This is a genomic window from Streptomyces sp. NPDC057271 (genome assembly GCF_042668715.1).
GTDB lineage: Bacteria > Actinomycetota > Actinomycetes > Streptomycetales > Streptomycetaceae > Streptomyces.
Genome location: NZ_JBHUYJ010000154.1, coordinates 1 through 12,301, shown reverse-complemented (window position 1 = coordinate 12,301; position 12,301 = coordinate 1). Strand labels below are relative to the sequence as shown.

At 74.2% G+C, this 12,301-nt stretch carries 11 protein-coding genes; 5 read left to right on the top strand and 6 right to left on the bottom strand.

The features are described 5' to 3' along the window. From ACFUJR_RS36850 to ACFUJR_RS36830, 5 genes are all read right to left on the bottom strand, one after another. The coding region (locus ACFUJR_RS36850; protein ID WP_383451181.1) for an NAD-dependent epimerase/dehydratase family protein at window positions 1-595 on the bottom strand (595 nt) is incomplete at its 3' end. Window positions 596-780: 185 nt separating this feature from the next. Beyond that, window positions 781-2,349, bottom strand: a complete 1,569-nt coding sequence (locus ACFUJR_RS36845) for a hypothetical protein (RefSeq protein WP_383176367.1) — start codon at window positions 2,347-2,349, stop codon at window positions 781-783. A gap of 13 nt (window positions 2,350-2,362) precedes the next feature. Then, a complete protein-coding gene (locus ACFUJR_RS36840; RefSeq protein ID WP_383176364.1) occupies window positions 2,363-3,985 on the bottom strand; it encodes a DUF3492 domain-containing protein in 1,623 nt (540 codons plus the stop codon). Window positions 3,986-4,223: 238 nt separating this feature from the next. After that, window positions 4,224-5,651, bottom strand: coding sequence for a DUF3152 domain-containing protein (locus ACFUJR_RS36835; protein ID WP_383179869.1), 1,428 nt, complete (start codon window positions 5,649-5,651; stop codon window positions 4,224-4,226). Window positions 5,652-5,659: 8 nt separating this feature from the next. After that, window positions 5,660-6,691 (bottom strand): alpha/beta fold hydrolase, encoded by a 1,032-nt coding sequence (locus tag ACFUJR_RS36830; protein WP_383179872.1) that lies wholly within the window; start codon window positions 6,689-6,691, stop codon window positions 5,660-5,662. 135 nt (window positions 6,692-6,826) lie between these two features. On the opposite strand from ACFUJR_RS36830, the gene ACFUJR_RS36825 reads away from it, so the two are divergent. The 4 genes from ACFUJR_RS36825 to ACFUJR_RS36810 all read left to right on the top strand — a co-directional run bounded on the left by ACFUJR_RS36825 (window position 6,827) and on the right by ACFUJR_RS36810 (window position 8,715). Beyond that, entirely contained in the window at window positions 6,827-7,042 is a 216-nt protein-coding gene (locus ACFUJR_RS36825; protein ID WP_383179875.1) for a hypothetical protein, read from the top strand. A 146-nt stretch (window positions 7,043-7,188) separates the two neighbouring features. Then, entirely contained in the window at window positions 7,189-7,848 is a 660-nt protein-coding gene (locus tag ACFUJR_RS36820; RefSeq protein WP_383179878.1) for a TetR/AcrR family transcriptional regulator, read from the top strand. 164 nt (window positions 7,849-8,012) lie between these two features. Further along, on the top strand, window positions 8,013-8,240 hold the full coding sequence (locus tag ACFUJR_RS36815; RefSeq protein ID WP_352193002.1) for a DUF3107 domain-containing protein: 228 nt from the start codon (window positions 8,013-8,015) through the stop codon (window positions 8,238-8,240). Window positions 8,241-8,445: 205 nt separating this feature from the next. Next, window positions 8,446-8,715, top strand: coding sequence for a hypothetical protein (locus ACFUJR_RS36810; protein WP_383179881.1), 270 nt, complete (start codon window positions 8,446-8,448; stop codon window positions 8,713-8,715). A 115-nt stretch (window positions 8,716-8,830) separates the two neighbouring features. Here the strand turns inward: ACFUJR_RS36810 and ACFUJR_RS36805 are convergent, their stop codons facing one another. After that, entirely contained in the window at window positions 8,831-9,610 is a 780-nt protein-coding gene (locus ACFUJR_RS36805) for a ferritin-like fold-containing protein (protein WP_383179884.1), read from the bottom strand. 488 nt (window positions 9,611-10,098) lie between these two features. On the opposite strand from ACFUJR_RS36805, the gene ACFUJR_RS36800 reads away from it, so the two are divergent. Continuing rightward, the gene (locus ACFUJR_RS36800) at window positions 10,099-12,225 is read left to right on the top strand and encodes a DEAD/DEAH box helicase (protein WP_383451183.1); all 2,127 of its coding nucleotides are present in this window, start codon (window positions 10,099-10,101) and stop codon (window positions 12,223-12,225) included. Window positions 12,226-12,301: the final 76 nt, after the last annotated feature.

Sequence of the window (12,301 nt, the reverse complement as noted above, 5' to 3'; positions counted from 1 at the left end):
GGACGAAGTCGCGCTGGGCGCCTAGGCCGCTGAGCTTGAGCCCGCCTTTGCCGGCCTGCATGGCGCGGCGCATTGCCTCGGCGAGGCGGCCGAGCGGGGACCCGGCGGGCGTGCCGGGGCCGACCGGGGAGAAGACCCGCAGGACGACGGCGTCGAGTCCCGACCCGAGGACCAGCTCGGTCGCGGCGAGCTTGGAGACGCCGTACGGGCCGCCGGGGCGGGGCACGGCGTCCTCGGCGGTGGAGGAGCCGGGCTGGGAGGGGCCGTACTCCGAGGCGCAGCCGACCTGGACGAGCCGTGCTCCGCAGCCGCTGCGGCGCAGGGCCTCGCAGACGGTGGCGACGGCGACGGTGTTGTGCCGGGTCAGGTCGCGGGCTCCGCCTCGGGTGGCGCCGGCGCAGTTGACGACGACTCCGGGGTGGACGGCGTCCAGGAAGCGGGTCAGGGCGCCGGGGCTGCCCCCGGCGAGGTCGAACCGTACGTCGGCGTCGTCGCCCCGGCCGAGGGCGGTGAGATGCACGGCCGGGTCGGCGAGCAGCCGGTCGGCGACGAATCGTCCGAGGAATCCGTTGGCTCCGAGCAGCAACACCCTCATCGTGCGGCCCCTTCGTGCCGACCGGCCGTTGCTGGAAGTTGGGAGGTCATGTCTCTTTCGTCTCCTTGGGATGGGTCCTGCGCGGTGGGTGCGCCCGCGGCGTCGGCTCCGCGGGTGCGCCTGGGTTCAGGGGGTGGGGTGCCGCTCGGGCGGCGGGGGGGAGGTGGCGCGCCGGTATGACGGCCCTAGGGGGTGGCGTGGGCCGAGGCCCGGGAGAGGGTGGCGGTGGCGTGGGCGAGGAGGCCGAGCGCCGCGCCCCCGCAGACGAGGGCGGGCACGGCTCCGGGGCCCCAGGCGTCGACGACGGCGCGGACGGGGGCGGCCAGGAGGTCGCAGCCGGGGACCCGGCCGGCGAGGACGCTCGCGAGGGCGAGCGCCTCGGCGGCGCAGGCAGCGGCGAGGCCGCTCGCCGCGGTCTCGGGGAAGCCGTGGACGGCGAGGAGCCGGGCGAGCAGGAGCAGGGCGCCGAGGGCGAGGGCGCCGGGGGCGAAGCCGGTCAGGGTCAGCAGGCCCGCGAGCACGGCGAGATGGAGGGCGACGGTGGCGAGGAGTACGGGGCGGGTGCCGGCGGCGAAGTCCTCCAGGCCACGGCTGGCGGCGAGCCTGCGGCGGGCCCTGGTGGCGAAGAGCCGGGCGCACCAGGCGGCGGGGGCCACCGCGAGGGCGAGACCGAGGAGCGGGGCGGGGGTGACGGGCCAGGCACCGTCGGGTCCGCCGGTGAGGGTCGCCTGGAGGAGACCGTCCCCGCCGAGCGCGTACGCGAGGAGCCAGAGGGTCCAGACGCGGGCGGCGGGGACGGTGCGGCCGGCGGCGCGCAGGGGGCCGCGCCGTACGGCGACGGCGAGCGCGGCGGCCAGGCCGAGGGCCCCGGCCGCGCCGACGGCGAGGCGCACGGGCCCTTCTGTGAGCGCGAGTCCGGTGACGGTGAGGGCGGCGACGGCGCCGGGTGCCAGGGCGGCCAGGGTCCACCCGGCCCACCCGGCGTGCGGCTCACCCTCCGGTGCGGGGCGCACGGGCGCCCCGTTGCCACGCGGCACGCGCACGTACAGCTCTTCGGCGAGCGAGAAGACGTCCCGGTGCCTGAACCGCGCGGCGGTCCGGTCGGTGACGCCGTGCGCTTCGAGCCCGGCGGCGATCTCCAGCGGGTCGACGGCCCGCTCGCACAGCTCCCGGTGCCGGTGCATGAGCGCCTTGACGGGGTCGGCGGGCCCTCGCCGAGCGGGCTTGGGCGGGACGTCGCCCACCGCCTCGGGGGCCGTGGCGCGCGGGCCACGGGCGGGCTCCGAAGTCCCGGCCTCCCGGGCCGGGGTGCCCCACGCCTCGGACGCCTCCGTCGTGGGAGCGGTGGCCGGGTCTTCGCCCCGCGGCCCCGGCACCGCACCGGGCCGCGCCCCGGCCGCCCGCAGATCGAGCCCCGAACCACCCCCCACAGGCGCGGCGGTTCGCCCGGCGACCGGACCCGGCGCCGCCGGGGGCACGATCACCGGCCCGGGTGCCGCGGTGCGCCACTCGCCGTCCCCGCGCGCGGCGCGGTCCGCCGCGCCCGTACCCGTACCCGTACCCGCCGTACCCGAGCCCGCCGTCGCCGAGCCCGCAGGGCGGGCGTCGGAGCCGTGTCCCAGGGGGCCCGGCCTCTCGTGGGCTTCCGTGGTCACGGAGACCGTCACGGCCACCGTCAGGGCCTTCGTCCCGAGGAGCGCCTCGGAGCGGGAGTCCCAGGGGCCGGGGGGCGTGGGGGCGGCGGGGCCGCGCATGGGGGTGCCTCCTTCAGGCATCGGCGTCTCCCGATCCGCTGGTCGCGCTCACGGGCTGGTCCGCCCAGGCGCCCGGGACGTACGCCTCCGCCGGGTGCGCGAAGGGGACGCCCTCCGCGGCACGACGGCGCACCGGCGCATGGGAGAGGAGTTCGAGGTAGATGCCGCGAAACGCGGCCAGGTTCTGCTCGACCGTGAAGAGTTCGAGCGCGCGGGCCCGCGCCGCCGCCCCCAGCCGGTACCTGCGCTCGGGGTCGCGCAGCAGCGCCAGGCACGCGTCCGCGAGCGCCCGCGGATTGCGCGGGGGCACGACGAGTCCCGTACCGCCGATGACCTCGACGACCGCGCCGACGTCCGTCGAGACCGTCGCCCGCGCGCAGAACATCGACTCGACCAGGCTGATCGGGAACCCCTCCACGACGCTGGAGAGCACGACGACCGCCCCCGCCGTGTACGCCTCGGCGAGCGTCGGCGCCTCCGGCCCGCCGATCTCCTCGAACGAGACCGGGTTCTCACCGACGGCGTGCGCCCCCGGCGCCTCGTCGGGGAAGAGCTGGGCCGCGAGCGCCTTGCAGTGCGCGATGTACGCGTCCGCGCCCGGCTCACGCACCGGCGCGGCGATGATCCGCAGCCGTACGTCCGGCTGGGCCTTGCGCACCTCCGCGAAGGCGTGCAGCAGGGCGATCAGGTCCTTGGCGGGTTCCACCCGGCCCACCCAGACGAGCGTCGCCGGGTCGCCGCTCTCCTCGTCCTCGCCGGCCTCGGTGAACCGGTCGGACTCCATGCCCGGGTAGACCGTGCGGAGCTTGGCGCGATCGGCTCCGCACCGCTCCTGCCAGCGCCTGGCGTGGGTGTTGCCGGGGGTGAGGAGCGAGGCCTGCCGGTAGACCTCGCCCGCGAGCCTGCCGTGGAAGCCGGCGAGCAGCGCGCGGACGGGGGCCGACCGAGGCGCCCGGCTGGTCGCGAGGTAGTGCGCGCGCAGCTGGACGCCGTACTCGGTGACCAGCAGCGGGGTGCCGAAGAAGCGTTTGGCCAACAGCCCGGCCAACGCCGCCGATCCGCCGGAGGCGGCATGGCAGAGGTCGACCGCGCCGAGGCCGTCCTCGCCGTACCAGTCGAGCGAGAGCGGCCGCAGGGCGCGCTCCAACTGGTCGACGGTGTCGAGGTAGTCGGGCACGGTGGCGTCGGCCACGCTCCGGCGTGCACCGGGCGCGTGACAGGCGGACTCCAGGGTGCGGACGGCGAGTTCGGAGCGGAGCGCCGCGTAGAGGCCGCCGCGCTCGCCGGCGAGTTCGGCCAGTCCGTGGAGTCCGTCGGCGAAGCGGTGGGCGGCGGTCGTGTCGTGCTCGGCGCAGATGCCGGTCACGAGCGCCCCGAAGTGCTCGGCGAAGCGGCGCCGTTCGCGCCGCCCGTAGGTGTGGCCGTCGTCCTCGGGGGCCCAGAGCGAGGCGGTGCGGACGCGCTGGACCTGCGGGGGCAGGTCGACCCAGCCGGCCTCCTCCTGCCGGGCGCTGCGGCTGAGGGCGTACACGTCGAACTCGTGCGGCGCGAGCCCGCGCACGAGGCGGTCGCACCAGAGTCTGGACTCACCCGTGGCGTACGGGTAGCCACCCTCCGTCAGCAGTCCGATCCGCATGAGTACACCCCCGATCTCGCTTGACGCCCGGCCGCCGTGGGTTCGGCGACTCGCAGCGGGATGAAGGTAAGCGGATGTGCCGGTTGTCCGTCGCGCCACCGGAAGGGGTGAATGCACGTAACTTTCGCGCCCCGGTCGCGTTCCGTCGCGCTACGAGGCGATTCGCGTACGCAGAGTCAGGACACGGCCGACCATGGCGGCGTCGGGGGACACCGGCCGCCGGACGACCGGGTGGACGTCAGTTCCCGGGGTGTACCCAGGGGTTGGGGCGGCACGTGACGCCCTCGACGTTCAGGGACTTGGTCTGCTGCTGCATCACGGGAGCGAGGGCGCCGGGGGTGCGGCAGCTGACATGGCCGTGACCGAGCCGGTGCCCGACCTCGTGGTTGATGAGCATCTGGCGATAGGCGAACACCGCCTGCGCTCCGAAGGTCTCCGAGCCCTGCGCCCAGCGGAAGGCGTTGATCATCACACGGGAGGTGGAGGCGGAGTCGCAGGAGACGTTGTCGACGGTGGTGTCCAGGCCGGACTTCGCGCACCAGACGCCGGTGGTGCCGGGACTGGCGAGCGTGATCACGAACTCGGGGTCCCCGCTGGAGATCCGTTCGAAGGTCATGGCGCCCTTGCCGGCCCAGCTCCGCTCGTCGTTGAGGGTCTTCTGGACGGCCTCGGCGAAGAGCTTCGGGTCGAGCCCGAGCCCCTTCTCGACGTCGACGCGGTACCGGATCTTGCGCCCCTTGCCCGGCGCCCGGTCGAAGCCGCCCACGGCCTCGAACTCGCCCGGGCCCTTCAGCTCGGGGTCGATGGGGAACTGGCGCGCCATCAGCTGCTCGTACGTGAGCGGCTTGGCGGGTGCCACGGGTGCTGTCCGCGGGGGTGCGGGACGCTCGTCGGAGCGCGAGGTACCGCCCTGGTCGACGGCCCGGCCCGTGGGCCCCTCCGCCGACCGGGCGACGGCGCCGCCGGCGTCCCGGTCCGCGACCTGACCGGCCACGACGACGGCGAGGACCGTGGTGACGGCGGCGGCCGCGATGCCGGTGAACGCCCGGCCCTTTCCGCCCGTCCTGACCCGCGTCTCCTCGGACTGATCCCCCGGCAGGTCGTCGGGAAGGTCCTCGGGGTCCCGCTCCCTGCGAGGAGCGGGGATGAAGGGGGTGCGCCCGGTGGTACCGGTCCCGTCCGGCGCGTCCTCCCGGGAGCCCGGCCTGTCGCCGTAGCGCTCGGGCGGCCGGGGCGCGGTCTCGGTGTGTTCCGGGTGCCCGCCCCGTACGGCCGCGTCGGCGGGGGCGGTGTAGACGGGCGTGCCGTGCATCGGCGTGTCCCAGACGGGACGGCCGCCGCCCTGACCACGCACGCCGGGCCGGGGTGCCCCGTACGCGCCGGGTCGCTGCCCGTGGGTGCCCGGTCCGTGCCCGTAGGTGCTCGGCGCCTGCCCGTAGGGGCCGGCCCCCTGCCCGTACGTACTCGGAGCCTGTCCGTAGCCGCCCTGGGCGTACGGATCCGGAGGGTTCGTGCTCTGACGCGGCTCCTGGTACCGCTCCTGCGGGCCCGTGTCCTCGACGCCCTGCGCGCGCCTGCGGCGCCCCGTCCCCTGCCCTGCGGCCTCCCGCCGCCCCGGATCAGCGGGGGGAGCGGGCGCGGGGCCCTTGCGACTATGTCGTCCCACGCCCCGGATCAGCTCCCGCCACTGTCGCCGCTGTCGCCACTGCTGCCGCGCTTCTCTGCGTTCTCTACGCGGCCTTCGCTCTGTTCGTTCAATTCGATCAGTTCCCGTACGGCCCGGGCGACCGTCTCGGGGTACTCCATCATGGCCACATGCCCGGCGTCCGGAAGCGTCAGGAGGCGCGAGCCGCGGAACGCGGCGGCCGCCCTGCGCGCCATCCGGTACGAGACGAGCTGGTCACGGCCACCGTAGACGAGCAGCGTCGGCGCGAGCACCCGTTCCGCCTGCCGCCACAGTCCGTGTTGACCGCCCAGTGTGTACGCGTCGACGATGCCGCGCGAGGAGCGGGCCATGACGTCCCAGAAGTACGGCAGCTCCAGGCGTCGCTCCATCTCCTCCACGGCGTGCCGAAGGCCCTCGTCGGAGACCCTGCCGGGGTCTCCGTAACAGAGGGCGAGCATCCCGCGGACGCGCTGCTCCGGCGTCCAGTCCCTGGTCAGCCTCGCGAAGAGGGGTGCGACGCCCGGTACGGCCAGGATCACGGTGGGCCATGCGGTGCGCTGGGCGCGCAGCTCGGGCAGGGCCGGGGAGACGAGGGTGAGGGTGCGGACCAGGTCGGGGCGGACCGCGGCGATCCGGGTGGAGACGGCTCCACCGAGCGAGTTGCCGATCAGGTGGACCGGGCCGCGGCCGGAGGCGTCGAGGAACCGGATGACGGCCCGGGCGTGTCCGGTGACGGAGTAGTTGCCGTCGTCGGGCGGCGGGGAGTCGCCGAAGCCCGGCAGATCGACGGCCTCGCCGTCGACGAGGTCGGCGAGCAGCGGCATCAGGGCCGACCAGTTCTGGGACGAACCGCCGAGGCCGTGGACGTACAGCGCGGGCGCGAGGCCCGGCCGGTCGCCGGGGCGGGCGCGGACGGTGAGCGTGAGCCCGGGCAGCGAGACGGAGCGCAGCTGCTCGCCGTCGGCGACCCGTACGGCGCGGGTCCGCGACGAGGACGGTGCGGCGGCGGTCCGGGTCTCCGGCAGCTCGGTCGACGACATGGCCGCAATATTACGAGACGATCACGCGGGGGCGCGTGTGTGTGGCGTCACAGGTTCGGGTGCGCCGCACCGAGTGTGCTCCTACGCTCGTAGAGAGGGCCATCGGAGAGGACCCGCATGCTGGAAGGAATCCGCATGACTGTCGATCCGAACGAGCCGGACACATTCGCCGAGGAAGAGGACGACGTGCTCGACGAGGAAATCCCTGAGGCCGACGCGGCGGAGCAGCGCGCCGAGGTGCAGCAGCACGAGGACGAGCCGCACACCCATCTCGAACGGGACTCCGCGAACGAGGCGGACGCGTCCGAACAGGCGCGTGTCGTCGCTCTCGACGAAGACGACTACCGTTGATTCGTTCGGTTTAATGTTGGATCGCCTATCGCCTCGGCGTCCGGTCCGTGAAATTCTGCGTCCGCACCGCGCACAGCCGGGTTACCCAAAAGTACGATGGCGGGCGCGGCGCCACACAGCGCATGGATCGATTTTTGGGAGGCGGCGTGACAGCCATCGAGCAGACAGAGGCAGCACGCCCTCGGGGCACGCGCCTGCCGCGCCGAGCCCGACGGAACCAGCTCCTCGGGGCGGCCCAGGAGGTGTTCGTCGCCCAGGGGTACCACTCCGCCGCGATGGACGACATCGCGGAGCGCGCGGGTGTCAGCAAGCCCGTGCTCTACCAGCACTTCCCGGGGAAGCTCGACCTCTACCTGGCCCTGCTCGACCAGCACTGCGAGGCGCTGCTCCAGGCCGTGCGCACGGCCCTGGCGTCGACGACGGACAACAAGCTCCGCGTCGAGGCGACGATGGACGCGTACTTCGCGTACGTCGAGGACGAGGGCGGCGCGTTCCGGCTCGTCTTCGAGTCCGACCTGACCAACGAGCCCGCCGTGCGCGAGCGGGTGGACCGGGTCAGCCTGCAGTGCGCCGAGGCGATCTCCGACGTGATCGCCGAGGACACGGGCCTGTCCAAGGACGAGTCCATGCTGCTCGCCGTGGGTCTCGGCGGTGTGTCGCAGGTCGTGGCGCGCTACTGGCTCTCCAGCGAGTCGCCCATCCCGCGTGACAAGGCGGTGGCGCTGCTGACCTCGCTGGCGTGGCGCGGTATCGCGGGCTTCCCGCTGCACCCGGCGGAAGGCCAGCCGCTCACCGACGGCCGCTGAGCCCGGCTCGTCGCGCTTCCGGGCGCCGCACTCCGGGGTGTCCGATCCCGGATGTTCGCTCCTGGCGTTCGGCCGGTGCGCCGTGCGGATCGCCTCACCGGGCTAATGTGTGCAGCGTACGGCGCGGTAGACGCGCAACGCTGACCGTTCGGAGGGACATAGCCGTGGAGGTCAAGATCGGCGTGCAGCACGCACCCCGGGAGATCGTTCTGGAGAGCGGGCAGTCCGCCGAGGAGGTCGAGAGCGCGGTGGCCGACGCGCTGGCCGGCAAGGCGCAGCTGCTCAGCCTCACGGACGAGAAGGGCCGCAAGGTCCTGATCCCGGCCGACAAGATCGCGTACGTGGAGATCGGCGAGCCGGCGGTGCGCCGGGTGGGCTTCGGCGCGCTCTGAGGCGTACGCAGAGACAGGTGAAGGGCCCGGCGGATTCGATCCGCCGGGCCCTTCGTCCGTTCGGGTGGGCTCCGGGTCCGGCCCGGTACGCGGACTCGGGCAGAAGGTGCAGGTGAGGCGGGCGAGGAGGATTGCGTCGGAGTCGGTCCGGGTAGGACGGCCTACGACCGAATGTCCCGCCCCGCACCGCACGCGAGGTGATCCCGTGTTCCTGGAAGCCCTCGGCTCCGCCCTGCTCGGACTCGCCCTGGCCTGGGCCGCCGTGCACCGGCTGCCCGACCGCCTCCCCGCACGCGGGGTCGTTCTCGCCACGGGGACGCTCGGCGCCGTCTTCGGCGCCCTGGTGACCCACGGCGCTCTCGGCCCCGGCCACGCGCTTGCCACGCTCCTCGGGGCCGTGGCGATCGCGACGGTCCTGCTCTCGCTGCTGATCCGCCCGGCCACGCGCCGTCTGCGCCGATCAGCGGCGGCGTGAACAGCGCCCGCCCCCGCACACCCCGAACACCCCTCCACGAACAGACGTCGTCGGCCCCACGGCCTGAGCCGCGGGGCCGACGTCCGTGTCCGGTGGGGTGTGACCGGCGGTGGTATTACGCCGCCAGGCCCAGCGCGGCCATCCGCTTGGTGTGCGCCTCGGTGATCCGGGAGAACATCCGGCCGACCTCCGCCAGGTCGAAACCGGCGGCCATGCTGTCGACCCCGCCGACGAGCATGGTGGAGAGGGCGTCGCGCTCGGCGACGACCCGCTGGGCCTGCGAGAGCGCCTCGCCCATGAGCCGGCGCGCCCACAGCGCGAGCCGGCCGCCGACGCGCGGGTCCGCATCGATCGCGGCGCGGACCTTCTCGACGGCGAAGTTGCCGTGGCCGGTGTCGTCGAGGACCGACAGCACGAGCCGACGCGTGTCGGAGTCGAGGCGCGCCGCGACCTCCCGGTAGAAGTCGCTCGCGATCGAGTCGCCGACGTAGGCCTTGACCAGGCCCTCCAGCCAGTCCGACGGCGCGGTCTGGCGGTGGAAGTCGTCGAGGGCCTTGGCGAACGGCTCCATCGCGGCCGTCGGCTCGGCGTCGACGGCGGCCAGCCGGTCGCGCAGCTGCTCGAAGTGGTGGAACTCGGCGGAGGCCATCTTCGCCAGCTCCGCCTTGTCCGCGAGGCTCGGCGCGAGCTTGGCATCCTCGGCGAGACGTTCGAAGGCCGCGAGCTCGCCGTAGGCCAGCGCGCCGAGCAGGTCGACGACCGCGGCGCGGTAATGCGGCTCGGCGGAGGCGGTGGCCCAGTCCTGGGCGGCGATACCGGTGAGCACCTCGGCGGTCTCCTCGGTGGTCGCTTCCGCGTTCTCTTCGGCGGGCGTGGCGTTGTCAGGCGTCTCCATGAAGCGCACAATAGCCCGCTCCCCGACGCGCCCAGGGGGCTGGTCGGTCACTGTGACCGCGCCCTCATCGCCAATTCTCCCAACACACATGCGCGAATCCGGGGTACAGTGGTAAAGCGCCTGCTGAGTATGCGGACAAGTTTTCGCACGTTCGGACGTACTCGGTGGGCCGACTCATGAATGAGGATGCCCGGTCGGTGGCCCGACTGGCTCCGACCCGACAGCCCTCCCCGCGCACCCGCAGGAGGGTCCCTCAAGCGGCACGACGCTCGAGCGACGGCAGTGGTCCCGCGCCACCCGACTGTGATCCTTTCCTCGATCCGGTCGGAAGCGAATCGGCACGGTACGACCCCCAGCGTTCGCCTCGCGCCGCGTCTCACAGAAGAGGCAGCACCCTGACTACGACTTTCCGAGAGCTCGGGATCCTTCCCGAGACGGCCGAGGCGCTCGAAGCCGTCGGCATCGTGACCCCCTTCCCCATCCAGGAGATGACCCTCCCGGTCGCCCTCTCCGGCACCGACGTCATCGGCCAGGCCAAGACCGGCACCGGCAAGACCCTCGGTTTCGGGCTGCCCCTCCTGGAGCGCGTCACCGTCCCCGCGGACGTCGAGGCCGGCCGGGCCAGGCCCGAGCAGCTGACCGACGCTCCGCAGGCCCTGGTCGTCGTCCCCACGCGCGAGCTGTGCACCCAGGTCACCAACGACCTGCTGACCGCCGGCAAGGTCCGTAACGTCCGCGTGCTCGCCATCTACGGCGGCCGGGCGTACGAGCCGCAGGTCGAGGCGCTCAAGAAGGGCGTCGACGTCATCGTGGGCACCCCGGGCCGCCTCCTGGACCTGGCCGGCCAGCGCAAGCTGGACCTGTCCCACGTCAAGGCCCTCGTCCTCGACGAGGCCGACGAGATGCTCGACCTGGGCTTCCTGCCCGACGTCGAGAAGATCATGAACATGCTTCCGGCGAAGCGTCAGACCATGCTGTTCTCGGCCACCATGCCGGGCGCCGTCATCGGTCTCGCCCGCCGCTACATGTCGCAGCCGACGCACATCCGCGCCACCTCGCCCGACGGCGAGGGCGTGACCGTCGCCAACATCAAGCAGCACGTCTTCCGCGCGCACTCGATGGACAAGCCGGAGATGGTCTCCCGCATCCTGCAGGCCAACGGCCGCGGGCTCGCGATGATCTTCTGCCGTACGAAGCGCACGGCGGCCGACATCGCCGAGCAGCTGCAGCGTCGCGGCTTCGCCTCCGGCGCGGTCCACGGCGACCTCGGCCAGGGCGCGCGCGAGCAGGCCCTGCGCGCGTTCCGCAACGGCAAGGTCGACGTGCTCGTCTGCACCGACGTCGCCGCGCGCGGTATCGACGTCGAGGGCGTCACGCACGTCATCAACTACCAGTCGCCCGAGGACGAGAAGACGTTCCTCCACCGCGTGGGCCGCACCGGCCGCGCGGGCAACAAGGGCACGGCCGTCACCCTGGTCGACTGGGACGACATCCCGCGCTGGCAGCTCATCAACAAGGCGCTCGGGCTGGACTTCCACGAGCCGGTCGAGACGTACTCCAGCTCCCCGCACCTGTACGAGGAGCTGGACATCCCGGCGGGCACCAAGGGCGTCCTGCCCCGCGCCGAGCGGACCCGTGCGGGTCTGGGCGCGGAGGAGCTGGAGGACCTGGGCGAGCCCGGCGGGCGCGGCCGCAAGAAGGCCGCCGAACCGGTGGCCGAGGAGCGTCCGGCCCGTACGCGCACCCCGCGCCAGCGCCGCCGTACGCGCGGTGGCTCCTCGACCGGCGAGCCGGTGGAGACGACCACCGCCCCGGCTATGGCTCCGGCCGCCGTCGCCGCTCCGGCGGCGGAGGACGCGCCGCGCACGCCGCGTCGCCGTCGCCGCACCCGTGCCACAGCCGTGTCGAACACCGCCGCGCCGGCCGTCGAGGCCGCTGTCGCCGCCCCCGTCGCCACCGCTCCGGTCGTGCCCGCCCCGGTCGTGGAGACCCCGGCCCCGGCCCCCGTCGCCAAGGCCCCGGTCGCCGTGGTCGCGCAGGCCAAGCCGGTGGACGAGGCCCCGAAGGCGGCCCCGCGCCGTCGTCGTGCGCGCATCGTGCAGCCCGAGGCCGAGACGGTCACCTTCCAGACCGTGGAGACCGCGGCCGCGGCCCTCGCGGCGGCGAAGCCGGTCGCCGAGGTCGCCGAGACGGTGACCGAGGTGGTCGAGGAGCCCAAGAAGGCGCCCCGCCGTCGCGCGGCGAAGAAGGCCGTCGCGGCCGAGGTCGTGGAGGTCGTCGAGTCGGCCCCCGCCGCCGAGGTCGTCGAGGAGCCCAAGAAGGCACCCCGTCGCCGTACGGCCAAGAAGGCCGTCGCCGCCGAGGCCGTCGAGGCCCCGGCCGTCGAGCCCGCCGACGAGGAGGCCCCCAATGCCCCGCGCCGCCGGACGACGAAGAAGGCCGTCGCCGCCGAGGCCCCGGACGCGTCCGAGCCGAAGACGGCGCCCCGCCGCCGGACGACGAAGAAGGCCGCCGCCGCTCCGGCGGAGGCCACGGTCGCCGAGACCGCCGAGGCCCCCAAGGCCCCGCGTCGTCGCACGACGAAGAAGGCCGCCGCCGCGCAGCCCGAGAGCTGACGCGCCGTCGCACCCTCCGCAGTGGGGAGGGAACCTCCCCCCAGGCGGGGACCCCCCCCGTCCCTTCCCCCTCCCA